The sequence below is a fragment of the Candidatus Fermentibacter sp. genome (genome assembly GCA_030373045.1).
Classification (GTDB): Bacteria; Fermentibacterota; Fermentibacteria; order Fermentibacterales; family Fermentibacteraceae; genus Fermentibacter.
In genome coordinates this window covers 1-25,990 of record JAUCPW010000016.1, presented here as the reverse complement: position 1 = coordinate 25,990, position 25,990 = coordinate 1, and the positions used below count along the sequence as shown (strand labels likewise).

18 protein-coding genes and 1 tRNA gene are annotated in these 25,990 nt (G+C 65.5%); 14 read left to right on the top strand and 5 right to left on the bottom strand.

All coding sequences use genetic code 11. The features are described 5' to 3' along the window. Window position 1 precedes the first annotated feature (1 nt). Window positions 2-2,677, bottom strand: coding sequence for a pitrilysin family protein (locus tag QUS11_03425; protein ID MDM7992339.1), 2,676 nt, complete (start codon window positions 2,675-2,677; stop codon window positions 2-4). Window positions 2,678-2,798: 121 nt separating this feature from the next. Between QUS11_03425 and QUS11_03420 the strand changes: the two genes are divergently transcribed. From QUS11_03420 to QUS11_03380, 9 genes are all read left to right on the top strand, one after another. After that, window positions 2,799-4,412: a CTP synthase gene (locus QUS11_03420; protein MDM7992338.1), complete on the top strand. Its 1,614-nt coding sequence runs from the start codon at window positions 2,799-2,801 to the stop codon at window positions 4,410-4,412. After that, window positions 4,409-5,845, top strand: coding sequence for an amidophosphoribosyltransferase (gene purF, locus QUS11_03415; protein MDM7992337.1), 1,437 nt, complete (start codon window positions 4,409-4,411; stop codon window positions 5,843-5,845). Before QUS11_03420 ends, purF begins: the two co-directional genes overlap by 4 nt. 4 nt (window positions 5,846-5,849) lie before the next feature. Beyond that, window positions 5,850-7,394: a glutamine-hydrolyzing GMP synthase gene (gene guaA, locus QUS11_03410; protein MDM7992336.1), complete on the top strand. Its 1,545-nt coding sequence runs from the start codon at window positions 5,850-5,852 to the stop codon at window positions 7,392-7,394. Between the two features lie 13 nt (window positions 7,395-7,407). Continuing rightward, window positions 7,408-8,379 (top strand): YitT family protein, encoded by a 972-nt coding sequence (locus QUS11_03405; GenBank protein ID MDM7992335.1) that lies wholly within the window; start codon window positions 7,408-7,410, stop codon window positions 8,377-8,379. Between the two features lie 66 nt (window positions 8,380-8,445). After that, entirely contained in the window at window positions 8,446-9,087 is a 642-nt protein-coding gene (locus QUS11_03400) for a hypothetical protein (protein MDM7992334.1), read from the top strand. A 35-nt stretch (window positions 9,088-9,122) separates the two neighbouring features. Continuing rightward, window positions 9,123-9,830 carry a hypothetical protein gene (locus QUS11_03395; protein ID MDM7992333.1) on the top strand — a complete coding sequence of 236 codons (708 nt, stop codon included), beginning with the start codon at window positions 9,123-9,125 and terminating at the stop codon, window positions 9,828-9,830. Between the two features lie 13 nt (window positions 9,831-9,843). Beyond that, window positions 9,844-10,167, top strand: coding sequence for a DUF4282 domain-containing protein (locus tag QUS11_03390; protein MDM7992332.1), 324 nt, complete (start codon window positions 9,844-9,846; stop codon window positions 10,165-10,167). Between the two features lie 27 nt (window positions 10,168-10,194). Next, the gene (locus QUS11_03385; GenBank protein MDM7992331.1) at window positions 10,195-10,953 is read left to right on the top strand and encodes a TatD family hydrolase; all 759 of its coding nucleotides are present in this window, start codon (window positions 10,195-10,197) and stop codon (window positions 10,951-10,953) included. Beyond that, entirely contained in the window at window positions 10,943-11,701 is a 759-nt protein-coding gene (locus tag QUS11_03380; protein MDM7992330.1) for a ThiF family adenylyltransferase, read from the top strand. Before QUS11_03385 ends, QUS11_03380 begins: the two co-directional genes overlap by 11 nt. 299 nt (window positions 11,702-12,000) lie before the next feature. On the opposite strand, the gene QUS11_03375 is transcribed toward QUS11_03380, so the two are convergent. After that, window positions 12,001-12,097, bottom strand: a tRNA-Sec gene (locus QUS11_03375). A 96-nt stretch (window positions 12,098-12,193) separates the two neighbouring features. Here QUS11_03375 and QUS11_03370 point away from each other — a divergent pair. Next, entirely contained in the window at window positions 12,194-14,851 is a 2,658-nt protein-coding gene (locus tag QUS11_03370) for a HEAT repeat domain-containing protein (GenBank protein ID MDM7992329.1), read from the top strand. Here QUS11_03370 and glgP read toward each other — a convergent pair. Next, entirely contained in the window at window positions 14,848-17,403 is a 2,556-nt protein-coding gene (gene glgP / locus QUS11_03365) for an alpha-glucan family phosphorylase (protein MDM7992328.1), read from the bottom strand. The genes QUS11_03370 and glgP overlap by 4 nt on opposite strands. Before the next feature lie 139 nt (window positions 17,404-17,542). Between glgP and QUS11_03360 the strand changes: the two genes are divergently transcribed. Together QUS11_03360 and QUS11_03355 are read left to right on the top strand one after the other, a co-directional pair. After that, complete coding sequence (locus tag QUS11_03360; GenBank protein MDM7992327.1) at window positions 17,543-19,597, top strand: C25 family cysteine peptidase; 2,055 nt, start codon at window positions 17,543-17,545, stop codon at window positions 19,595-19,597. Between the two features lie 2 nt (window positions 19,598-19,599). Next, window positions 19,600-20,934, top strand: coding sequence for a sulfatase (locus tag QUS11_03355; protein ID MDM7992326.1), 1,335 nt, complete (start codon window positions 19,600-19,602; stop codon window positions 20,932-20,934). Between the two features lie 130 nt (window positions 20,935-21,064). On the opposite strand, the gene QUS11_03350 is transcribed toward QUS11_03355, so the two are convergent. Continuing rightward, a complete protein-coding gene (locus tag QUS11_03350; GenBank protein MDM7992325.1) occupies window positions 21,065-21,481 on the bottom strand; it encodes a hypothetical protein in 417 nt (138 codons plus the stop codon). 241 nt (window positions 21,482-21,722) lie between these two features. Here QUS11_03350 and QUS11_03345 point away from each other — a divergent pair, with 241 nt between their 5' ends. Next, window positions 21,723-24,146: a VIT domain-containing protein gene (locus tag QUS11_03345; GenBank protein ID MDM7992324.1), complete on the top strand. Its 2,424-nt coding sequence runs from the start codon at window positions 21,723-21,725 to the stop codon at window positions 24,144-24,146. 109 nt (window positions 24,147-24,255) lie between these two features. Here QUS11_03345 and QUS11_03340 read toward each other — a convergent pair whose 3' ends face one another. Beyond that, entirely contained in the window at window positions 24,256-24,714 is a 459-nt protein-coding gene (locus QUS11_03340; protein ID MDM7992323.1) for an acyltransferase, read from the bottom strand. Between the two features lie 133 nt (window positions 24,715-24,847). Between QUS11_03340 and QUS11_03335 the strand changes: the two genes are divergently transcribed. Beyond that, on the top strand, window positions 24,848-25,948 hold the full coding sequence (locus QUS11_03335) for a 6-bladed beta-propeller (GenBank protein ID MDM7992322.1): 1,101 nt from the start codon (window positions 24,848-24,850) through the stop codon (window positions 25,946-25,948). The last annotated feature ends 42 nt before the right edge of the window (window positions 25,949-25,990 follow it).

Sequence of the window (25,990 nt, the reverse complement as noted above, 5' to 3'; positions counted from 1 at the left end):
GTCAGTTGGACAGCGGCTCCATGTTCTCCGACAGACCCCCCGCCACCGATACGAACCATTCTCCCGCACCGAAGTACTCCCCGGCGGCACGGCGGAGGTCGTCGACGGATAGGGCCAGGACCCGCTCCTCCCTGATGCGGTCGTAGCCCAGGGGGAGCCCGATGGCTGCAGTGCGCGCCAGGGCGGATGCCCTCTCACCGTAGGTCGTGCCCGACATGGCGCTCTCGCCCACGGTCATCGCCTTCTGGAGATCGAGCTCGATGGGCTCGACATCACCGGAAGCCATCCTGGAGCACTCGAGGATCACGGAACCCAGCGCCTGCTGGGCGTAGTCGGCCCTGGTGGAGAGGTAGGCCGTGAAGAATCCGGCATCCAGCGACGCCCTGTTCCAGCTTCCGACGTCGTAGGCAAGCCCCTGCTCGTCCCTTACCGAGTGGCCGAGTCTGGAGCCGATACCCGCCCCGAGGATGCCGTTCATGGCCGTGAAGGCGTCGTAGAGCGGAGTTTCGAGGGCCGGACCCGGCACTCCGGCCAGGACCGCGGCCTGGACCCTGCCCGGCATGCTGACAACTGCCGTATCTCCCGGAAGGGTGGACAGGGCCGGAGTCGCAATGACAGGGAGAGGGTCGGAAGGCGACACCCATCCCCCGAACCACTCCTCCGCAAGCGCCAGCGCAGTGTCGTACGTCACGTCCCCTGCGATCACCAGGACCGCCCCGCCGGGGCGGCAGCAGAGCCGGTGGAACTCCCTCACGTCGTCGTTCGAGATCGCCCCGAGCGTCTCCTCGGTGACGATCCGGGCCTCGGCCGGATCGGCGAGCATCATGCGGTCGAGCTGGTCCATCGCGACCAGGAAGACGCTCTCCCCGCGCTGCCTTACGCCTGCGGCCATCTCCTCCCTGCAGGTTTCGATGTCAGCATCCCTGAGGGCGGGGCGGATCAGCAGGTCCGACACGGATTCCATGACGAGCGGGAGATCCTCCGAAAGCGCCGTGACGGAACCTGATGCGAACTCGTCCCCGGGGCGGAACTCGATGTAGGAGCCCTCGTCCTCGAGCCTGCCGTTGAAGGCGGCAAGGTCGAGATCTCCCGTCCCGTACAGCATCGCAGCCGCGGCCAGGCCGGCCATTCCGGCCTTCCCGGCCGGGCAGCTCCGCGATCCCATCGGCACGGAGAACGCGACCGACACCACTTCGAAGGTATGGTCCTCGGACACTATCACCGAAAGGCCGTTCGGGAGCATCGTGGCCACGGCTCCATCGGACACCGACCTGCCGGAGGGGGTGAGCATCGACGCCGGTATGTCGAGCCCGTCGTAGCTGATGTCGGACGGGGCCTCGATGTCCACCGGAAGGGACTCCCTCGGCCTCTCGGCCATGTCGCCCGATCCCGTGGGCTCGAGCCTCGCCGTGCTCGAGTTGTCACGCCTGAAGTACCTGGCGGCGGTCTCGGCGATGTCCTGCGGCGTGACCTGCATCGTCTCCTCGAGCCTACGGTCGCCGAACGCCGGGTCGAGGTAGCATGAACCGTTGTACGCGAGGTTCATGGCCCTGCCCACCGGACTCGACTCCTCCAGGACCGCTGCGGCCCTGGCCCTGTTCTTCAGCGCTTCGAGCACATCGCCCGGAAGGGGGTCGGCGGCGAGGGAGTCGAGCAGCCTCCAGACGGCGCTCTCGGCCTCCTCGAATCCCACGCCCGGCATGAGCGTGGCGCCTATGATGAAGAGCCCCGGATCCACCCCGGCCCCGTCGTACGCCCAGGCTTCCGACGCGAGGCCCTCCTGCACGAGCGCCTGCTCCAGCCACGAGGAGCGGCCGTCCGAGAGCAGGGCCGAGATCAGCCCGAGTTCGGCGTCGTCTTCCGAGGTGGCCTCCGGAACGTGGAACCCTATCGCGATCCTGGCCATGGCCGAGGGGTGGCTGACCTCGACGAGCACCGGTTCGGTCTGCGCCGGCTCTGCAGGTATCACCGGGGCGTGACGGTCGCCCGGCGGGATCGTCCCGAAGAGCGAGTCGACCATCGCAAGGGCTGTTCCCGTGTCGACGTCGCCGACGATGACGAGCGTCGCATTGTCGGGGGTGTAGAAGGAACGGTAGTACTCCGTGGCAGCCACGCTGTCGAAGAGGGCGACGTCGCCTTCATACCCTATCACCGGGTGCCGGTAGGGATGTACTGTGAATGCGGCCCGGCTGAGCGCGTCGTACAGCACGCCGTCCGGATCGTCCATCGAGCTCATCCGCAGCTCGTCGAGTATCACGTTGCGCTCGGCGACGGCATCGGACGAGTCGAACAGGGCGCCCTGCATCCTGTCGCTCTCGATCGCGAGGGCGTCGACGAGCCTCGAGGAGGGCAGAACCTCGAAGTAGATCGTGACATCGTTGCTGGTGAATGCGTTGGCCCAGCCGCCATCCCTCTGCACCACCTGCCAGAGCCTCTCCCCGGGCATCGATCCGGTGCCCCGGAACATCATGTGCTCGCAGAAATGGCTGATTCCCCTCGAACCGTCGGCCTCGTCGATCGACCCGACGCCGTATGCGATGGCGACAGCCACGACGGGCGAGTAGTGGGTCTCCTGGACGACGACCCTGAGCGCGTTCGACATCAGGGTGTCCATCATGGCTGCTTCCGCGGCGGGCTCTCCGGACATGAGGGCGGCGGTCAGGAGGGCGGTGAGCATGGTTCCTTCTCCAGTCTGGTCGGTGTTCGAGGCTTCGGATCCGGCTGCCGGCCCGGGTTGCACCGGCACCATATCAGGGAACTATAATCGGTTTTACCTGAGGCTCCTCAGGAGGTCTGCCTTGGATCGCACGAGGATAGTGTTCGTGACGGGCGGAGTGGTTTCCTCCCTGGGCAAGGGGATCACGGCCGCCTCGATAGCCCTTCTCCTGAAGCAGCGCGGCTACCGCGTGACGCTCCAGAAGCTCGATCCGTACCTGAACGTCGACCCGGGCACCATGTCGCCGTACCAGCACGGCGAGGTGTTCGTCACCGACGACGGCGCGGAGACCGACCTCGACCTCGGCCACTACGAGAGGTTCGCCGGCATCAGGTGCACCCGCAGCAGCAACTTCACCGCCGGGCGCATCTACCTCAACGTCCTGTCCCGCGAGCGCAGGGGTGACTACCTGGGGAAGACGGTCCAGGTCATCCCGCACATCACCGACGAGATAAAGGCCTCGATAACGAACGGCTTCTCCGGAGGCGCCGACATCGCCATCGTCGAGATAGGCGGCACCGCCGGCGACATCGAGTCGCAGCCATTCCTCGAGGCGATAAGGCAGCTCGCGGCCGAGGTGGGCAGGGAGAACTCCGTGTTCGTCCACCTCACCCTCATCCCGTATCTGAGGGCCTCGGGCGAGCTCAAGACGAAGCCCTCCCAGCAGAGCGCCGGGATACTCAGGGAGATAGGCATCATACCCGACATCCTGATCTGCAGAACTGAGAAACCCCTGGAGGAGGAACACTTCGAGAAGCTGGCACTCTTCTGCAGCCTCCCCAGGAAGGCCGTGGTCCAGGAGCTGGACGTTTCGGGGTCTATCTACGAGGTCCCCGTCCAGCTCGCCGGGCAGCACCTCGACGAACTCATCCTGCAGAGGCTCGGCCTGCCCGAAGGGGAGCTCGACCTCTCGGAGTGGGAGGCGATGCTCGCCAGGGCCGTTGCGCCCGCCGGCGGGCAGGTGAGGATCGCCGTCGTCGGCAAGTACATGTCGATGAGGGACGCCTACAAGAGCGTCTTCGAGGCCATCCGCCACGCAGCCGCGGGAGCCGGGCTCCGCGTCTCGATCGAGGGCGTGGAGGCCGAGGAGCTGGCCGGCCCGGGAGGGGCGTCGAAGCTCGACGGAATGGACGGGATACTCGTCCCGGGAGGCTTCGGCTACCGCGGGATAGAGGGCAAGATCGAGGCCGTGGCGAGGGCCCGGGAGGGCGGCATCCCGTTCCTCGGGATCTGCCTCGGGATGCAGTGCGCCGTGATCGAGACCGCCAGGAACCAGGCCGGCATGACCTCGGCCAACAGCACCGAGTTCGACCAGGGCACGCCTTTCCCGGTCATCTCCCTGATGTCGGAGCAGCAGTGCGTCACCGACAAGGGCGGCACCATGAGGCTGGGGGCGTGGCCGTGCAGGCTCGCGGAGGGCTCGGCCGCCGCCGCCGCCTACGGTTCCACGGAGATCTCCGAGCGGCACAGGCACAGGTTCGAGTTCAACCAGTCGTTCAGGGACGCGCTCGAGAAGGCGGGGATGGTCTGCACCGGCCTTTCCCCCGACGGGACACTGGTTGAGGTCGTGGAGAGGCCCGGCCATCCGTGGTTCGTCGCCTGCCAGTTCCATCCCGAGTTCAAGTCGACCCCCCTGGTTCCTCACCCGCTGTTCTCCGCCTTCGTCGAGGCCGCAGCCCGGAGGGCCGGCAGGTGAGCCTCCACGAGTACTGCGGTCTCTGCGGAGTCACCGGTGATGCCGAGGCTCTGGCCCTGGTGGCCGAGGGCCTGCATGCGCAGCAGCACCGCGGGCAGGAGGCCGCCGGCATCCTGGTGAGGAAGGACGGCGGGCTCGAGGTCCACAAGGGGCTCGGGCTCGTGGCGCAGGTCATGGGCGGGGTGCCGGAGGACTGGAGATCCGGCGGGATCACGGCGGCGATGGGCCACGTGCGGTACGGAACCTTCGGCAGCGGCTCGGTGCTCAACGCCCAGCCCCTGCTGGTCAGCATCAACGGCAACCAGACCGGCATCGCGCACAACGGCACCATCAGCAACGCCTCGGTGCTCAGGGCCGATCTCGAGAGACAGGGCGCCATCTTCCAGACCAACTCCGACACCGAGGTCGTGCTCCACCTGATGTCGCGCAACCTCGAGGCCTCGGGCCACGAAATGGGCACCGCTCTGGAAATGGCCCTGGGGTCGCTCGAAGGGGCGTTCTGCCTGCTGCTCATGACGATGGAGGGCATGTACGCGGTCCGCGATCCGCTCGGGTTCAGACCGCTCAACCTCGGCAGGATCACAGGGGGCGGATGGGCCGTGGCGAGCGAGACCATCGCGTTCCCGCTCTGCTGCGCCGAATACGTCAGGGAGATCGAACCGGGCGAGATCCTGTTCCTCCCCTCCGGCCCGGGGGAGCCCTCCTCGAGGAGGTTCGGGGCCAGGCACGGCCTCTTCGGCGGAAGCGACAGGCTGGCCCAGTGCATCTTCGAGCACGTCTACTTCGCCAGGCCGGGCAGCTACGTCTTCGGCGACAGCGTGTACGAGGTGAGGCTCCGGATGGGGGCCAGGCTCGCAGTCGAGGCGCCCGCGGCCTGCGACGTGGTCATGCCCGTGCCCGACAGCGGCATGTTCGCCGCGATAGGCTACTCGAGGCAGCTCGGCATCGAGTTCGACATGGGTTTCACCAGGAACCACTATGTGGGCAGGACCTTCATCGATCCCACCACGGCCCGCAGGGCGGCGATGGTGACGCGCAAGCTCCAGCCCATCCCCGAGGCGGTGAAGGGCAGGAGGATCTGCGTCGTGGAGGACAGCATAGTCAGGGGTACCACCAGCAGGGCCAGGATCAAGGCGCTCCGCGAGGCCGGCGCCAGCGAGGTCCATATGAGGGTTAGCTGTCCTCCGCACAGGTTCGGCTGCTATTTCGGCATCGACTTCCCGGAGCCCTCCCAGCTCATCGCCAACAAGTTCAGCGTGGACGAGATCTGCGGCCTGCTCGACCTCGACTCGCTCGCCTACCTCTCCGAGGAGGGGATGCTCGGCTGCGTGAAGGCCCACAGGCCTTCCGACTACTGCACCGCCTGCTTCAGCGGCGACTACCGGGTGACGCCGCCTGCTTCGGGCGGCATACCGAGATCCTGCGGAGGATGATGGGATGATCCATGCCGGAGGCGTCGCGATCCTCGATTTCGGCTCCCAGTACACCCAGCTCATAGCCCGCAGGACGAGGGAGGCGGGGGTCTACTGCGAGATCTTCCCGGGAGACGCATCCCTCGAGCGGATCCTCTCCATCGGACCCTCCGCCATGATCCTCTCCGGAGGGCCCAGCAGCGTGTACGAGGAGGGATCGCCCAGGCCGGCGCCGGGCGTCCTCGAATCGGAGCTCCCCATCCTCGGCGTCTGCTACGGGATGCAGCTCATCGCGCTGCATGACGGCGGATCGGTAGAGGGCGGGAATGCGCGCGAGTACGGGCCGGCCAGGGTGAGCCCGGTACCCGGTTCGGCTCTCATGCTCGGCATCGGTGAAGGGCTCACCGCCTGGATGAGCCATGGCGACAGGGTTACCGCCATGCCCCCGGGCTACTCGGCGGCCGCCTCTACTTCGAGCCTCCCGGTAGCGGCGATGGAGAACCCGTCCCGCCGGAGGTACTGCGTCCAGTTCCACCCCGAGGTGGTCCACACCGAGTTCGGCCCGCAGGTGCTCTCGAACTTCCTCTTCTCGATCGGGGGGCTCTTGCCCGACTGGAGCATGGAGAGGTTCAGGGGAGAGGCGGTCGAGCGGATCAGGAAGGATGTCGGGCCGGGGGGCAGGGTGATACTCGGCCTCTCCGGCGGGGTCGATTCGTCCGTGGTGGCCGCGCTGCTGCACGAAGCGGTCCCCGACCGGTTCACCCCCATCTTCGTCGACACCGGGCTCCTCAGGAAGGGCGAGCGCGAGTCGGTGGAGGACACCTTCAGGGGGCACTTCGGGATGGACCTCGTCTCCGTCGACGCATCCCGCGAATTCCTGTCGGCCCTCTCGGGCGAGGCGGATCCCGAGCGCAAGCGGAAGATCATCGGCCGCGTCTTCATAGAGGTGTTCGAGAAGGCAGCCCAGGGCGTGGGCGGCATAACGCACCTCGCCCAGGGGACGCTGTATCCCGACGTGATCGAGAGCGTCTCGTTCCGCGGGCCGTCGGCCACCATCAAGAGCCATCACAACGTGGGCGGTCTGCCCGAGCGGATGAACCTCCGTCTCATCGAACCCCTGAGGGAGCTCTTCAAGGACGAGGTCAGGCGGCTTGGCCGCGAACTCGGGCTGCCCGCGCACATTCTCGGAAGGCACCCCTTCCCGGGGCCCGGCCTGGCAGTGCGGATCCCCGGACCCGTCGAAGCCCGGGATCTCGACCTCCTGAGGGAGGTCGACGCCGTCTTCACCGACTACCTCGTGGAGAAGGGGCTGTACGACTCGATATGGCAGGCCTTCGCCGTGCTGCTCCCGGTTCGCACCGTCGGCGTGATGGGCGATCAGCGCACGTACGAGCGCGTGGCCGCCCTCAGGGCCGTGACCTCCACCGACGGCATGACGGCCGACTGGTACAGGATGGATCCCGCGCACATGGCGGCCATCTCCTCCGAGATCGTCAACAGGGTGACCGGCGTGAGCAGGGTGGTCTACGACATCTCATCCAAGCCACCCGCCACCATAGAGTGGGAATGAACCGGAGGCCGGGATGGGCGTCTTCCTGAAGCACACGGCGGGCCGCGAGATCAGGGGCTACGCCGGCATGCTGGCCGGATCGGTGCTCTACGGCGCCGCGTACTCGTGGTTCCTCTTCCCGTTCCGTGTCTCGCCGGGCGGCGTGGGCGGGCTCTCCCAGATCCTCTACAGGTTCACGTCCCTCCCCGAGAGCTTCTGGATGCTATGCTTCAACATCCCGCTGTTCATCCTGGGATGGATCTCCATCGGGCGGCAGTTCGGCCTCAAGAGTTTCGTCGGTGCGATGGTCTCGACAGGCATGTGCTGGGTCTTCATGCCCTCTCACTTCTCGTTCCTGCCGGACTATGCCTCGCTCGTCCACAACCTCGCCGGTGCGGGCGAACCGGCGAGGCTCGCCTTCTTCCTCGACGGCCGGAACCCCGTCGACATCCTGCTCGCGAGCATAGCCGGATCGACGGGTCTCGGGATCGGCCTCGGCATCATCTTCAGGTTCGGCGGATCCACCGGGGGAACCGACATCCCCGTGGCCATCCTCAGAAAGTACACCGGGCTCTCGATGAGCAGCGGCTACTGGGTGGTCGAGTCGCTCATCATCCTCGCGTCGGGCTTCGCCTTCTCCGACGCCCCCCTCGTCATCTGGGCCTACCTGAACCTGTTCCTCTGCTCGAGGATGACCGACCTGGCGGCCGAGGGGATGCCGTACGTGAGGGCGGCCTTCATCATCTCGTCGAAGTCGGAGAGCATACGTGACGCGATCCTCGAGGAGCTGGACCGCGGCGTCACCTTCCTCAAGGCCGAGGGCGGCTTCGCCCGCAGGCCGAAGGAGGTGATCTACGTCTGCGTCCACAGGCGTCAGGTCAGGCTCCTCGAGGAGATAGTGAGGAGCATCGATCCGCACGCGTTCATGGTCCTCCACGATGCGTACGACGTGATGGGATACGGATTCAGGAGGCGGACGCTCGCCTTCGACGACCCGCAGGAGTGACGGGCCCGACATTGTCGCCGGCTCCGCCGATGCTATCTTTCGCATTACGACGAACCGGGAGGGTATATGAAGAAGACGGCGGCCGTTCTGGCGGCGTTCCTCACCCTGTCGTGCGGCTCGGATCCAGCGGGCGGCGGGATGGAGGACAGCGACTACTTCCCCCATGGGATGGCATCCTACTGGGACTACGAACGTAACGGGACGGTCGGTGACCAGTTCGTTGCCCACGGCAGCCGCCTGACCACCGTCACGGGGCTGGCGGAGACGGGCGGTTCGGACCTCGTGGAGCTCACCACGGCCGGCACCGACACCATCTTCACCGACACCCTCCAGATCGTCACCCCGCTGGGGGGCGTCTCCGCCTTCAGGATCGACGGATACGGAGTCTGGTCCTACACCGATACGCTCATGACCGATTCCCTGCAGCTGGCGAGGTTCCCTCTCACCGAGGGCGACACGTGGGCGGCATCGCCCGACGTCGCGGCGGAGGTAGTCTCCATGGAGGAGACCGTGACCGTCCCCGACGGCACCTTCGAGAACGTGCTCCACATATCCACCACCGAGGTCGACACGCTGGGCAACCAGACCGTCGACGACTACTGGTACGCCCCGGGCGTGGGGCTCGTATCTCACGGCAAAATCATGCAGAACGGCCCGCTGGTCCTCTACGAGTTGTCGGAGGATCTCGTCGGGCACCTGACGTTCTGACGCCGGCCGGCACCGCGGCCGTCTGGAGGAAGCAGATGAGTTCCAAAGCAGCGTTTGCGGCGTCGGCTCTCATGGCGATGGTTTTCTGCTCCTGCGGCGATATCGACGCCGGCGGTCCATTCGCCCCCGATCAGCAGGCCGGGGCGGAGTACTTCCCCTTCGCCGAAGGGAACTCCTGGCGGTACGTCCGTACCGGGGCGGGCATGTCGGACTCCCTCGAGTACACGGTCACCGGCATGTCTTCCGTCTCGGTCGGGCGGATGACCATGCATGCCGGGGGCTTCGAACTGGCCGTCGTCTACACCGCCGGGTCCGACACCCTTCACTTCAAGACCGGCGACGAGCCCCAGATACCGTACTTCTCGACGGAGTACGTCCATGTCTCCGACTCGATCGTCGAAGCCTTCGCCGACACGGTTAGCACGACTCCTCTCTGGACCATCCCCCTGCCGCTCTCGGACGGCGACACCTGGCTGTTCAGGAGGCGCCCGACGGACATCTTCGCGACGGTGCTGACCGTCGACGGCACCTGCCAGACCCAGTTCCAGGAATACACGGACATCCTGGAGATCGAGGCGTCATGGGAGCCCGACTCGGCATCCACGCGGACCATGATCTGGTACGACGCCCCCGGAACCGGCACCGTGGCCCTGGTCGACTCCGTTGCGTCGAAGCAGGAGGGCGGAGACTGGTGTGCGCTCAGGGATGAACTGAGGTCGTTCTCGCAGGGCCCCGGATTGTAGGAGGGAGGGCATCGTGGCCGGGAACAGGGGGTTCTTCGGTTCTCTCTTCGACTTCTCGTTCAGATCCTTCGTCTTCCCCAAGCTCGTGAGCTTCCTGTACTTCGTGCTGTTCGCACTGCTCACGCTGTGCGCGGCGGGGATCATCGCTGGCGCTTTCCTTGGATATGCGAGCGAGTACGAGGTCTCCCCGTGGATCGTGCTCGCAGTGACTCCGTTCGTCTATCTGCTGTATCTCGTGATCCTGAGGATGGGGCTGGAGACGGCCATCGTGCTCTTCAGGATCTACGAGAACACCACCAGGATCGCGGAACGGAGCCAGGACCAGGGCCAGGGCTGATCGCAGAGCGGCTGGCCGGGTTCCGTCGTGGCGCTCTACGACACCCACTGCCATCTGACCGTGGAACCGCTCGCATCCCGCATGGACTGCGTGATCCGGCGCGCCAGGGACGCCGGGGTGGACGACATCCTGGTGCCGGCCGTGGACAGGGCCTCGTGGGCCGCGGCTGATGCGCTCGGAGGGCTCGAGGGGATACACGTCGCCCTGGGCCTGCATCCCTGGTGCGCTTCGGAGGGTCTCGACGTTTCGGAGCTCCGCGAGGAGCTGGATCGCCTGTCGTGCCTTGCCGTGGGCGAGATCGGGCTCGACTGGGCCGAGGGATGCCCGCCCAGGGCCGTGCAGCTGGGCGTGCTCGAACCGCAGCTCGCGCTGGCGTGCGATCTCGGCCTGCCCGTGCTGCTCCACTGCAGGAGGGCCTTCGGCGACCTCCATGCCGTCATCTCGGGCTTCCTGCCCGGACTCAGGGGTGTTCTTCACGCGTTCTCGAGGACTCCCGCGGAAGCGGAGCCGTTCCTCGAGGCCGGGTTCCTCCTCGCCTTCGGCGGGGCCGTGACGAGGCCCGGGGCGAGGCGCGCCCACGCCTCGGCGGCATTCGTCCCGCAAGACATGATGCTGCTCGAGACGGATGCCCCCTCGCTCGGAGTCGAGGGGATCGAGCCCGGAGGGACCGAACCGATGCATGTCGCCCTGGTTGCCGGAGCCGTCGCCCGCATCCGGGGGGTGACCCCTGAATCCGTGGCCGGGACTACGGCCGCGAATGCCCGGAGACTCTTCGGTGGGCGTTGACGGAAGGTTCGCCAGGACTCTCGAGTTCTTCGGGCCGGAAGCCTTCGAGAGGATAAGGAATTCGACCGTCGCGGTGGTCGGTCTGGGCGGAGTGGGCAGCCACGCCGCCGTATCGCTCGCGCGGAACGGAGTCGGCGGGCTCATCGTCGTCGATTCGGACGTGATCACCGAGAGTTCGCTCAACAGGAGCCCCTTCGCCTGTCCGTCCGACGTCGGTTGTCCGAAGGCGGAGCTTCTGGCCCGCCATCTCGCATCGGCATGTCCGGGCACCGTGGTGGTCCCGCTCGTCCTGTTCCTGGATCAGGAGAACACCGGAGCGGTCCTGGATCGCGGGCCCGGCCTCCTGATCGACTCGATAGACTCGCTCAATCCGAAGGTCGCCCTGCTGGAGGCCTGCGTGACGGCTGGGACTCCCGTCGTGAGCAGCATGGGGGCATCCAGGAGGATGGACCCCTCGAAGATCGTGGTCGACGACATCTCGAAGACCAGCGTCTGCCCGCTCGCGAGGAAGGTGAGATCCTACCTCGGAAGGCGGGGGATCAGGACAGGCATCAGATGCGTCTTCTCGACCGAGGTCCCGCCCGTGGAGGCCGGCCCGCCGGACGACAGCGAGATGCTGGAGAGGAGGGGACGGATCCGGAGGCGCCTGCCGGGGATCGGGCCCCTGCCGGGGATCTTCGGATACGCCTGCGCCGCCGAGGCCCTCCGCCTCATTGCTCGTCCCATCGATTCCGCGCAGCGGAATTGATGGGTAGCACAACAGTGATTTCCCGTAGGGAAATCGCGAGTGTGCGTGCCCTTCATTTGCGCTCATGCGGAAATGAAGGCGTCGCCAGCTTGTTTGCGAAGCAAACATGCGAGAGACCATTACTTCAGCCATGGCGTGGGGTACTCTGCCGGTTCCATGGCGGAGCCGGCAGGGGGATGCGCTCCGGCATTCTCACTGTCCGCCAGTCGGTTGTGTCGGAATCATGGCGGACAGCTGTCATGCCAGCTTGTTCCTGCAGACGCAGGAACAAGCGTGCCGCCATGCCCGCTGAGCGGGCATGGCGGGAACGTGTGGGAATCGAACCCACCCAGGGTGGTTTGAGCACCCGGCGCCGGATTTGAAGTCCGGGAGGGACACCAGCCCCCTTCCGCTCCCGCGCTGCCGCGAAGATGCCTCTGTCCGGCCCGGTGTCAAGTCTCACTTGCACCGCAGCCCCGCGGGCTATAGCTTATCGAGGGGGGGGAGGGTGTGATGCCTGAAGACGCGCGGACAGCGCTGGACGGGCTCGTCAGGGCTGCGATGAACCAGAAGGACATCCAGTCCATCATGGGGTCGTCCATCTCCAGGATGTCGCAGATGGATGCGGCGGAAGCCGCCTCTGTCATCTCAGCCCTCGACTCCGACTGCATCTCCTCGGCCGACAGGGCGTCGCTGTTCCTTGCGCTCCTCGACTTCTCCGCGCTGCAGTCCAGGCTCTCCACCGGGGCACTCGAGCCTCAGGCGCTCCGCTCGGCGATGATCCCCGAGGACCCGCACACGGCGGAAGCCTGGGCGAGGCTGGAGGCTCTGCAGCCCGGCGGCAGGATTTATGCAATGGCGAAGGTCTCCCTTCTCCTCGAGGTCTATTTCCTGCTCAACCGCGAACTGAAGGACTCGTCGCTCGAGCCGGAGCACTCGTCAGGGGCCGCGATCGCGCTCAGGGTGCTTGCCGATCTGAAGCCCGGAGGCCCCGACCTGTCCCTCGAGACCGCCGTGTTCTCCCAGGCCAGCCAGCGGCTGCTGACCGAGGTCCTCGAAGAACTCGACTTCATACAGCGGGAACGCGGCAGCTGGTCCTACAGGCTCGACGACACATCCTCCACGAGGCTCTCGCAGGCGAGGAACCTCCTCAGCTACCGGAGCGCATCGGCGACGCTGTCGCCCCTGGCCCTGACCAGGGCCGCCGAGAACATCGTCAAGAGGCTCGGCTTCATCGTGAGGGCCACCGGCATGTATCCCTCGGGACATCCCGCGATCGCGCCATCCGTCGAGGGATTCCTCGAAGTCCTGGGCAGTTTCTTCTCGACCGGCCCGATGGTCACCCTGAGCGCCATCGGCGGAGAACTGATGGTGAACGATCTCCAGGTCAGGCGCAGGGGAGGTTCGGTCGATTCGCTCCTGAAGGACATGTCCGACCGCGGTGTCAGCAGCATCACGTTCCAGAACGACACCGACGCCGAGAACGTGATGAGGTTCTCGAACGTCTTCAACAAGGCGCCGGTCTACATCAAGGAGCACGGCGGCCTGGCCTCTCTCCTCGAGAGGAGGGAGGTCTCCTCGATCACCGTCGACCAGTACCACTACGCCCTGGTGTCCAAGGACGGAACAGTGATGGGGGGGACGGCCGCCCCCCCCGAGGACACGACCCTCGAGAACATCATCTTCACCGAGCTCGTCGACAGGCTGGAGAGGGGGGACACGATAAGGGACCTCCCCGACGAGGAGCTCGGCATGGCCTTCAAGAAGGTCATCCAGGAGTCCATGAGCGGAGTGGACAAGCAGAGGGGGCTGCTGGCGAGCTTCGTCGCGGCGCTGGATCCGGGCATCCTCGAGAAGGGCATCCTGGCGAGACGGGAGATCCAGAAGGAGATCGCCTGGAGTGCGCTCAGGAAGATCATCAGGCTCCGCCTCGGCGAACTCGACAGCACCGACGAGGACGTCAGGCTCGAAGCCACCGACAGGCTCCTCGACCTCGTCATCACCGGCATCGAGCGGAACAAGGACAACACCGTCGTTCAGATCATCGACATGATCTCCAGGAGGCTGCCGATAGAGACTTCGCCTGACACCCTCTACACTTCGATCATCCTCATCGGCGCCGCCTGCGAGGCCCTGATCTCGCGGGGAAGATTCTCGACCGCCGAACTGGCGGCCGAGTCTCTCGAGAAGACCAGGGCCCTCGACCTCACGATGCCCGAGCTCGTTTCCGCGCGAAGAAGGGCGCTTGCAGAGGCTCTGAGGCGCATCGACACCCCGGAGGTCGGCGAAAAGCTGGTCGATTCTCTGCTGTCGTACAACGAGATAGTGGCCAGGCAGGGCGAGACCCTCGCGGGGAAACTCGTACTCCGCAACATGACGACGAAGCTGCTCGACGTCTTCAACGAGCCGGACAGGCATCAGCGCGCGAGAGCGTTCCGGGTCCTCAAGAAGATCGGCGCGAGGGTGACTCCCGTCCTCATCGGGAGGCTCAGGAGACTGCAGATGGCCTACGAGACTCCACGGGAGCCCGAAACCCAGAGGCTCATGGACGAGGACTGGTTCGTCGCGAGGAACGTGATCCAGATCCTCGGCGAGCTCAGGCTCCCCGAATCCGTCGAGACCCTGAGGAGGCTCACCGGCGATCCCGACGAGAGGATAAGGGAAGTCGCCCTCATCGCGTACTATTCCGCCGACAGGGTCGATGCGGCCGTCAGGGCCAGGGAGATGCTCAGGGATGCATCCTCCCAGGTGGCCTCGGTGGCCATAGAGCTACTGGGAGCCGAGCTGCAGAGATATCCGGAGCTGACGCAGGACCTCAAGGGAGCCTTCAACGCCAGGCCGGGCCTGCGGCGCACCGTGTTCGCCGCCTTCAGGAAGACGCCCGGGATCGCTCCCGTGAGGGCCTTCCTCGTACAGGGATTCCAGGATCCGGAGGGGATGCCCTTCGGGGATGCCGATCTCGCCGAGACGGCGCTCGATATCCTCCGGGAAGGCGGCAGGCCCGAGGATGGGACCGCCCTCAGGGCCTTCCTGAAGACTGCAGCGGCGAAGGGGCTGACGAGGAAGAGGGGGGCGTTCCGCGCCGTACTCTCATCTCTGGATACCCTTGCCAGGGAACTCGAGGGCAGGGCCGCCGACTCACAGGAAAGACCCTCCTCAGCCCAGATCTAGACCCACCATGTGACCAGCCCCGGCTCGATGACGGTCCCGAACCTCCTGTGGCTCGGGAGCACCCTGACGGTGAACCCCTGCGTGCCCGACCTGGCCGACGTGAAGCTCCCGGCGAACACGAACCGGCCGTCCTCGGTCCCGCTGAAGGCGATGCGTTCGGAAGTCGTCCTGCCGAGCACCTTGTCTCCCGTCACCATCCCCGAGTGCACCTCGACCGCGAGGTCGTCGGGATCGAGGCCCTGGGCGGAGATCACCACCCTGAGAGGGATCACGTCCCCGACGGTGACCGTGTGATCCTCGTCGGGCGAATCCACGCGCTCGATGGCGACCGAGGGCCATGCCGCACGCACACGGGCCTTCCACGACGCGAGATCCCTGGCCCCGGCGCCGGAATCGGCCGCGAGAGCCTCCCAGCCTTCGTAGGCCGGGATGTAGAAGCGGTCGGTGTACTCCGCCAGCATCCTGTTCGTGTTGAAGACTGGGCAGATCGCCTTCATCGACTCCTTCATCATCGAGATCCACTTGCGAGGCAGCCCGTCGTCCTGCCTGTCGTAGAACATCGGTGCGATGACGTTCTCGATGCGGTCGTAGAGGGCGGTGGTCTCGACCCTGTCCTGAACCTCCGGATCGTCGTAGCTCTCGCCGCGCCCCACCAGCCAGCCGGTTTCAGGCGTCCAGGCCTCGTCCCACCAGCCGTCGGGAACGCTGCAGTTGAGAACGCCGTTCATTGCCGCCTTCATGCCGCTCGTCCCGCTGGCCTCGAGGGGCCGTCTGGGGACGTTGAGCCAGACATCGACGCCCTGCACGAAGTGCCTGGCCATGTCCATGCTGTAGTCCTCCAGATAGACGAGTCGTCCGTAGATCCCGTCCTTCATGCTCATGTGGACGATCTGGCGGATCATCTCCTTGCCGCCGTCGTCGTGGGGGTGGGCCTTGCCTGCGAAGACGATCTGGACCGGCCTCTCGGGATGGTTGAGGAGCCTCGCGAGCCTCTCGGGATCCCCGAACAGGAGGGTCGCCCTCTTGTAGGTCGCGAACCTCCTCGCGAAGCCGATCGTCAGGACATCGGGGTTGAGCACCGGCACCTCGGAGAACCTGTGGCTCTGCTGGCCCATGCTGGTCTGCTGAGTGCGCCATCTCTCGCGGACGTATGTGACGAGGCGTTCGCGGAGCCTGACATGCCCCCTCCAGAGCTCGGAGTCGGGTATCGTCGAGATGTTCCTCCAGCATGCCTCGTCGCGGGGTGTGCTCGGCCACCTCGGACCGATGTAGCGGTTGAGGATGCGCGTCATCTCGTCGGAGAGCCAGGAGTCGATGTGGACGCCGTTGGTGACGTGCTCGATGGGCACGTCGTCCTCCGGGAGACCCGGCCACACCTGTTTCCATATCGATCTCGAGACGCGGCCGTGCAGGCGGCTTACTCCGTTCCTGTACCGGGAGTGCCTGAGGGCGAACACCGTCATGGAGAAGTCGCCCCCCGCGCCGGCGGCGCGGCCGAGCTCGAGGAACGACTCGAGCGACATGCCCAGGGCATCGAGATAAGGTTTGAGATAGATGTCGACGAGTTCGGGAGAGAACTCCTCGTTGCCGGCCGGCACGGGAGTGTGGGTCGTGAAGACGTTGCCGGCCACCGCGAGCTCCCGGGCCTCTCCGAGTCCCAGCCCCTCGCCCATGAGCTGCCTGATCCGCTCCAGCACCATGAACGCCGAATGCCCCTCGTTGGCGTGGCATACCGACGGGCGCCGGCCCATGGCCTCGAGCGCGCGGAGGCCGCCGATGCCCAGGACGATCTCCTGGCGGATCCTCATGTCGCGGTCGCCCCCGTAGAGGTGACCGGTTATCTGCCTGTCGGAAGGCGTGTTCGAAGGGAGATCGGTGTCGAGTAGGTAGAGTATCGTGCGGCCCACCCTCACCATCCACACCGCAGCCGACACGTTCCTGCCGTCGAGCGGGAGGGTGACGACCACGGGCCTGCCGTCCCGGTCGACGACGGGGTTCACGGGGGTGTTGGAGTAGTCGTTGACGAAGTACCGTTCCTGCTGCCAGCCGTCGCTGTTCAGGTACTGTCCGAAGTAGCCCTGCCTGTACAGGAGAGAGACACCCACAAGCGGCAGCCCCAGCTCGCTCGCGCTCTTCAATGTGTCGCCGGCGAGCACGCCGAGACCTCCGGAGTAGATCGGGAGGCTCTCATGGAGGCCGAACTCCATCGAGAAGAACGCCACCAGCAGGTTGTCCAGCGCGCCCTGCCGGTGCTCGAACGCCCTGTCGAACCAGGTGGGGCGCCCCATGTAGTCCTCGAGCCTGCCGGCCACGTCGTCGAGGTTGGAGATGTAGACGCTGTCCGAGGCCAGTTCCTCGAGTCTCTTCTGTTCCGCCCGGCCGAGGAGGAGCACGGGGTTGTGCAGGGTCTCCTCCCACAGCCTGCCGTCGATCCATCTGAAGAGGTCCACCGCTTCGGGATTCCATGTCCACCAGAGGTTGTAGGCGATGGTCCTGAGGGCGGAGAGACGCTCCGGGATGCGGGGAACGACCTTGTAGACCCTTGTCTGCACTGCGAGTCCTTTCGGCTTTCGGCGGCATGCCGGGAAACCCGGAACCGCAAGCTAGGGAACTGCGGTCCTCTCCGTCAAGGAACCACCCGGGCTGGCACTCCCGCTGCCTATCCCGGTAGAATCGGGAGAGGAGCGTGACATGAACAGACTGGCGATCACCGCGTTCATCCTCGCCGCCTCCCCCCGGGAGGCGGTGTCCGGCAGCCTCGAGTGGACCGTGAGCTTCGACCCCGGGTCGCTCGCTCTCGGCCGGGACGGCTGCTTCACACTCGTCCAGGCGGACGGCATGCAGATCGGAGGGGATCCCGGCACCCCTCTCCTGCCCTCCCGGCCGGTGGCCTTCGTGATCGATCCCGGAGCCGTCGACGTCGAGTTCGCCGTGAGCTTCTCCGATCCCGAGAGGGTGGACGTGCCTTCGGCGCTTTCGCCGGCGGGGACGCCGGGTCCGATCGGAAGCAGGCTCAGCCGTCCTTCCCGCACTCCCGATCCTTCGGTCTACCTGTCGGAGGATCCCTGGCCCCGGTCGGGCGTCTCCGGGGAGCGGACGGGCCGTCTCGGCGGTTTCTCGGTCGCATCCTGCGTGATAACGCCCTGGGAGTACAGGCCTCTCTCGAACGAACTGACCCTCTTCAGGACAGCCAGGATCAGGCTCGAGTGGGACGGGTCGGCTCCCGTGAATCCTCTGACCATCGAGCAGATCAGGTCGGCGGAGGGCAGGGTCGCCCTCCTGGTGGACAACGCAGAGGAGGTCGCATCGCACCGCCCCCCGGTCAGGCCCGGAAGGGCCGGCGACGCCGTGTGGACGGCGGTCTGCGACAGCTCCTTCACGGGGGCACTCGAACCCCTGAGGGCGATGTGGGAGGATTCGCTGGGCTCGGCATCCATCCTCACGATTCAGGAAATCGAGCAGGCCTCGGCGGGAGCAGATTCGGCGGAACGTCTCAGGAACGCAATCCGTGATCTCTGGCTCGAGCACGGGGCAGTCTACGTCCTGCTCGCCGGAGACGAGAGCCTGGTACCCGCGAGGATAGTCAGGACCCTGTGCGAGGGGCTGCTCGACAACGCTCCCGTCGATCACTACTTCAGCGATCTCGACGGCGACTGGGACCTTTCCGGCGACGGGGTGTACGGCCAGCCGGAGGACTCCCTCGACCTCTTCATGGACGTCCTGCTCGGTAGGGCCCTCTTCTCCACCGCCGGCCAGGCGGATGTATTCGTACAGAAGACCATCGGGTACGCGACCGATCCCCCCGGGGGCTCCTGGAGCACCACGGCCCTCCTGTGCGGTGCCATGCTGTTCGAGGAGATCGGCTACATCGGGGGGAAGAGCTGCGACACCCTCTCCGCGGCGCTTCCGGCCAGCTGGGATGTGATCAGGGTGTACGAGGAGCCGTCCGTGCTCGACGGCAGCGACACCCACATCGAGTATCTCCAGGATGGGACCGGCTGGAACTACTACGCCGGGCACGGGAACGTGAACGGCGTATGGTGGTCGGACCCGCCCTACACGATGATGAGCGTGAGCCTGGCGCAGGATCTTTCCAACGGCCCGAGAACGGGCATCCATACCAGCATAGCCTGCCACCCCGGCGACTTCTGCGACTACCTGCAGTGCTGTGCCGAGGCCCTGCTCCAGAACCCCGACGGCGGCGCCGTCTCCGTGACATTCAACACTACCTACGGCTGGGAGGGATACTGGCCCGAGATGGGCGCGAGCGAATGGATGTGCATCCTGTTCACACGGGCCGTCTTCCTCGATCATCTCCCGACCCTGGGCGATGCCTTCGCCTCGGCCAAGGATCAGAGGATCCCGTGCATCCACGGCCCGTTCGACCGGAACCTGCAGTCGATCCTCGCCTGGACGGCCTTCCAGGATCCCGCGCTCAGGCCCCACGGCGTGAGGGGAGACACTCCGGTCCCTCCCACGGAGTTCTCCATCTCGCCGCCATGGCCCAATCCCTCCACGCGGGGCGCCCCCGTGAACTTCTCGGTGGGTTTCACGGGAGGTACGGCCGAACTCTCGGCATGGGACATGGCGGGCAGGCTCCTGTGGAGGCAGACCGCATCCGGCATCGGAACATACCAGTGGGACGGCCGCCTGCCCGACGGGAGCCGCGCGCCGGCAGGGGTCTACATCATCTCGGCCAGGCGGGGCGACATGGTCCTCAGCCGCCGTACGGCGATCCTCGACTGAACATGGGCCGCATCCCCCTCATCGCTCTGGTCCTGTCGGCCTGCTGCCTGATGGCCGGGTGCGGGCGTCCCGCCGCCGATGTCCCGAATGTGCTCCTTGTGATAGTCGATACGATGCGCTCCGATCACCTGGGCTGCTACGGCTACGCCCGCCCGACGACCCCGCACATCGACAGCCTCGCCCGCTCCGGGACGAGATGGGCACGCGTCCAGGCCCAGTGCCCATGGACCCTTCCCGCCATCGCTACGATCATGACCGGCATGGGCGACAGGGCCCACAGGGCAGGCATGTGGGACGGGGCATTCTACGGGATCGACCCCGCCCTGCCATTCCTGCCGCACCTCATGAACCAGGGGGGGTTCCAGACCGCGGCCTTCTTCAACGTCCTGTTCCTCGACGCGAGTTTCGGATTCAACAGGGGGTTCGATCATTTCGACTGCATCGGCTCCGCCGAAGCATCGAACCTCCGCGATGCGGAAGCCACGACGGACGCCGCCCTCGCCTGGCTGTCCACGGCCGGGGATTCGGGAACACCCTTCTTCATGGTCGTCCACTATTATGATCCGCACCTGACCTACGATCCGCCGGAGGAATACGCGGGGCTCTTCACCGACCCCGCCTACGACGGCGCCTTCGGCCCCTCCTGGGGCACCAAGACCGACGTCGCCCTGGTCAACGATGATTCGACAGGGATCGACAGTGCCGGCGTCGCGAACCTCGTCGGCCTCTACGACGGCGAGATCGCATTCACGGACGTCCAGATCGGCAGGCTGCTGGCAGGGCTCGGATCCTGCGGCCTCTCCGCGAATACCCTGGTAGTGGTGACCGCCGATCACGGGGAGGAGTTCCTCGATCACGGCGGGCTGGGCCATGGGCACACGCTCTACCAGGAGCTCCTCTCGATACCGCTGATCATGTCCGGTCCGGGAGTGCCGCAGGGGATCGTCGACAGTACGCTCGTCGGTCAGATCGACATCGCCCCGACGATCCTCGCCTTTTCGGGTCTCGACGTACCCGGAGCCATGGAGGGGATGGACATCCTCCCGGGTCCCGGGGAAGACCGCATCCTCCTGTCCGATCTCCTCATGACCACTGGTGGAAGGGTCACCGCGCGGCGTATGGACCAGAAGCTCCACTGGGTCCAGTCTTCGGGCGCCTGTGCCCAGTTCGATCTGGCCCTCGATCCATCCGAATCGAGCCCGCTCCCCGAAGTGGATGCATCGCTCGCCGAGGCAGCCGGGTACTGCTGGGCCACTCCGGCACTGGGACACCCTTCAGCGGTCGATCTCGACGAAGCCGCAGCCAGGGTTCTGAGAGACCTGGGCTACATCAGATAGCGGAACCCCTGCCGCGGACCATTCCCTGCGGTCACCGGCCGGTTCGATGACAACGGAAGGGGCCGCCGGACGACCGGCGGCCCTTTCCGCACAAGGATGCTGCAAAGCTTGTCAGTTACCTGTTCGACTGCTACAGAAGACTCTTGATTCCAGCCCAGGTTGTGTTGTTGAGAGACATCGGCCCGTTCAGGTCTTCCATATGCACGTGGTTACCCGTTATGCCATTCCCGGGGAAGCAGAAGTCAAGTGTGGTGTACATGCCCTCTTTGACCTTGATTGCATTAGCTACGAGACCATACTTGAACCTGTAGCCGTTGTCGTCATAATAACAGCAGATCACTGTATATGAGTCACCAACAGGGAGTTCGCAGGTAGTGTAGGACCCTGGAAGGCTGCCGACCTGGGTGTCGTAAATAGAGGACCCAACTTTTACAGTGATGCAGAAATTCGTCCATTGTGGATCTCCATGGCTGACGTCACCCGTGATCCATCCGCCTGCAGATGCCATGGCAGCGAAGCAGAGAACGATAAGGATCATAGTTCTCATGGTAACCCTCCTTTTTGCAGCATCCACGTGAAACTGTGCATAATGCTGTCGATCGTCAATCCTAAAAACCAAATATATGAGTATACCAAATCTAAAGTACGGTTGACCAAGCGTATTGAGGCTCTGGAAAGCTCGCCTCCCCACCCACCGAGGAAGAACGGGATGTCTGACATGCCAGGAGTGGAATACCGGGCGGCCCGGCCGGGTAGAACCTGCAACGGACAGCAGACGGAGGTGCATCGTGAAATCGGTTGTCTTTGCAGCGCTGGCAATACTCTCGACGGCACTGGCCCAGGATGACGCGGCTGACTACAGCAGGCTCCAGGCCGTAGGGGAGAACGGTGTGGTGGTCGATCTCCCTCTCGAGCACACGTCGGTCGACATCTCGGTCACCGGCAACCTGCAGAGGGCCGTGGTCAGGCAGGTGTACGGCAATCCGTTCGCGGAGCCGATCGAGGCCGTCTATGTCTTCCCGCTGCCCGACGACGGCGCGGTCGACAGGATGAACATGTACATCGGAGACCGGCTGGTGGTCGGGCGCATCTACGAGAGGGACGCCGCAAGGGCCATCTACGAGGAGGCGATCTCCTCGGGCCAGACCGCGAGCCTGCTCGAGCAGGAGCGGCCCAACATCTTCACGCAGAGCGTGGGGAACATCCTGCCCGGCGACAGCATCACGATAGAGATCAGCTACGTGGCCACGGTGGGATACGATGACGGCCGCTACGAGCTCTCGTTCCCTATGGTGGTGGGCCCGAGGTTCATCCCCGGGGATCCGACCGGGCAGTCGGGCACGGGGTGGTCGTTCGACACCATCCAGGTCCCCGACGCCAGCAGGATCACCCCCCACGTGGTTCCCGAGGGCACAAGGGCCGGGTACGACATCGACCTCTCCGTCACCATGAACACCGGCTTCCCGGTGGGCCAGGTCAGGAGCCTGAACCACGAGGTCGAACAGGAGCGCGAGGGCGGCACGATCTCCATCGAACTGGCGAGGAAGGACGAGATCCCAAACCGCGACTTCGTGCTCACCTACACATCCGCCTCCGACAGGATCGAGACCGGCATCATGGCCACCAACGGCGACCTCGGCGGGCACTTCATGCTGATCCTGCAGCCCGAGGTGGACGTGGCCGGGAACGACATCATGCCCAAGGAGATGTTCTTCGTCGTCGACTGCTCGGGTTCGATGAGCGGCCAGCCGATCGAGGTCGCGAAGGAGACCGTCAGGCAGTTCGTCAGGGGGATGAACCCGGGCGACTCGTTCCAGATCATCCGGTTCAGCGAGGATGCCAGCGGGATGTCGGACCACCCCCTGGAGAACACCCCTGACAACGTCGCTACAGGCATCTCCTACATCAACGCCCTCCAGGGCGAGGGCGGGACGATGATGATCGAGGGTATCAGGTCCGCCGTCGGATACCCCGAGGATCCCGACAGGATGAGGTTCATCGTCTTCCTCACCGACGGGTACATCGGCAACGAGGCCGAGATCCTGGGCGAACTCCAGACAACTCTGGGCGAGAACACCCGCCTCTTCAGCGTAGGCGTCGGCTCGGGCCCCAACCGCTACCTCATCGAGGGGCTGGCCGAGGAGGGCCGCGGCGCGGCCTACTACGTCGGGCTGGACGAGGATCCCGAGACGGCCGTCTCGGCAGTATACGAGAAGCTCAACAACCCGTATCTCGTCGGCATCGACATCGACTGGGGCAATCTGAAGGTGACCGAGGTCTATCCCGCGTCCATCCCCGACCTCTTCGCCGGGCAGCCGCTGGTCGTCACCGGCCGCTACACGGCCCCCGGAAGGGGCCAGGTCAGGGTGACCGGCATGGTGGGCGACCGCGAGTGGAGCAGGAACATCTCCGTCGATCTCCCCGAGGAGGAGGAGGGCAACGACGTGATCGCCACCCTCTGGGCGAGGCGCAAGATCCACGACCTCTCCAGGCTGCTCTACGATCCCTACGGATACGAGACCTACGACCAGGAGGTGGTCGACGCCATCACCGACGTGGCCCTGGACTACCAGATAATGAGCAACTACACATCATTCGTCGCCGTGAGCGCCGAGGTGAGGACCGTGGACGGCAGGCCCGTCACTGTCGAGGTCCCGGTCAACATGCCCCAGGGCGTCTCCTACGAGGGCGTGTTCGGCGATGGAAACGAAGGGTATTACGCGACCGCCCAGAGCCAGATGGCCGCACCTTCTACGACGATGATGAGGTCGTACGGCACCGTCGGCGGCTCCGGCGGGTACGCACCCGGCAGGGCCACCGAGATGGAATGCTGCGACATGGCCGTCGACGGCGACTACCACTACAATCCCTCGGCGTCGGTGACGATGGTGACGGCCTCGCCCTATCTCGGTCTGAGGGCATCGGAGGTGCGGTCGGCGCTCAGGGAGTGCGTCGACGGGATGCAGGCCGCCTATGCCGAGTTCGCGGAGGAAACGCGTCTCGACGACGGCACCTTCGCGACCGGCAGCATCACGTTCTCGATCGGGTTCGACGACACCGGCAGGGTCTCGGATGTGTCTGCCGTCAGCGACGGCGTCGGGTCCGACAGGCTGGTGAGGGACATGACGGCGCTCCTGAGGGCTGTCAGGATCTCCGAGCCGCCCGAGGGCGCCGGGACGATAATCGTCACATACAGCTTCTCGGCCGTGTAGCCGGGTAGCTGCGGGAACATGGGGGGCGGGCGAGGTCCGCCCCCCCATGTCTGTACTGGCGAGCCGGAACGACTGCGAGACCGCGCGATGGAGCCTGGTGCTGCTCCTGCTACTGGCTCGGGTGGAAACCCTCCCGGAACCTGAGGAACTTCGCGGGATTGCCGGCTACGATGGCCCCGTCCGGTACGTCCCTGGTGACCACGGATCCGGCGCCCACGATGGAATTCCTTCCGATCCTCACCGGCAGGATGGTCGCGTTCGAGCCGATGCTGGCACCGTCCTCGACGACCGTCCCCTTCCACTTCTCCTTCTCGGGCTGCGGCGGATAGACGTCGTTGATGAACATCACGCCGTGTCCGATGAAGCAGTCGCTCCCGATGGTCACCATGTCGCAGACGAACGAGTGGCTCTGCACCCTGGTCCTGTCGCCGATGACGGCCCCGCGCTGGATCTCGGTGAAGCAGCCTATCATGCAGTCCCGCCCGATCCTGCACCCGTAGAGGTTCACGAAGTTCCAGACCCTCGTCCCCTCGCCTATCTCGCAGTCGTTGATCAACTTGTAATCCATGCGCCCCTCCGTTTCGAGACCTGCCGAACATACCCCCGGCCATCCCGCGAAGCACGGCTTTTTACTCCGGCCTGCCGCCATCGTATGCTTGCGCATGCAGCCGGGGTGGAACGGCATGGACGGGGGGGAGCGGATGTCCGTCGAGTTCAAGTGCCCATCGTGCGCGGGGGATCTCTCCGTGAAGTCAGACGAGAAGACGACGACCTGCCCCTACTGCGGCAGTTCGGTGCTCGTGCCGGATGAGCTGCGCGAAAGCACGCAGATCGGACCGACGGTCGTCATCGAGACGGCCCGCACCGCCAGGAGCGCCGCGAGCTGCGTCATCGTCGCAGTAGCCCTGGGGATGCTGCTCATCAGCGGCCTGACGGTCTTCCTCCTCACGAATGCAGGCTCGAAGGACGGAGAATCGCTTCTGCAGGGTGATGCCGATGCTGTTCTGACCTTCGGCGCCGAGGGTACGGGACACGGTTACTTCTCCGATCCCAGACACATCGCGGTGGATGGTGACGGACACATCTACGTGGCCGACTACACGACGGGCAGGATACAGGTCTTCGACGGCAGCGGGAGCTTCATCCGCCAGTGGAACGTCGAAGGCGTGAACGACGAAGCCTACATCTCCTCGATGGACGCCTCGCAGGGCGGGACCGTCTATGTGACGGAGACCGGCAGGATACTAGCCTACGACGGCGCCACCGGGGACCCGCTCGGGATGCTGACCGACATCGACGGATTCTCCGACCTGTTCGTGACCGAGGACGGAGATGTACTTGCGACCATGTGGTCATGCGGCGACAGGCTCTGCCGGCTCGCGCCGGACGGGACGGCCGAGCTGGACATCACCGGAGCGGTGGACGAGGCAGCCGGGAGCAGCGAGCTGTCGCCGCTGGTCGCCGCCGACGGCACCGGCGACATCTTCGTGCTCGGGACCTTCAACGGCCGGGTCTTCAGGTTCGACGAGGACGGCGCCTTCAGGGACATGTTCGGATCGTCCGGCACCGAGCCGGGGCAGTTCGGCTTTCCCTCCGACATTTCCGTAGACGGCCGCGGGTACGTCTATGTGCCGGATTCGGGCGGTTTCATCTCTGTTTTCGATACGTCCGGGAGATTCCTCGACAGGATCGACCTGCCATTCTACGACTATGTCTACGGCATGGACGTGGGGCCCGACGGGAACCTCTATCTCGTCACCGGCGGGTTCGAGGTCGTGGTCATCCCGCCGTACGGGGGATGAGCTGTCTCTTATACACATCTGACGCTGCCGACGAGTTCCGAA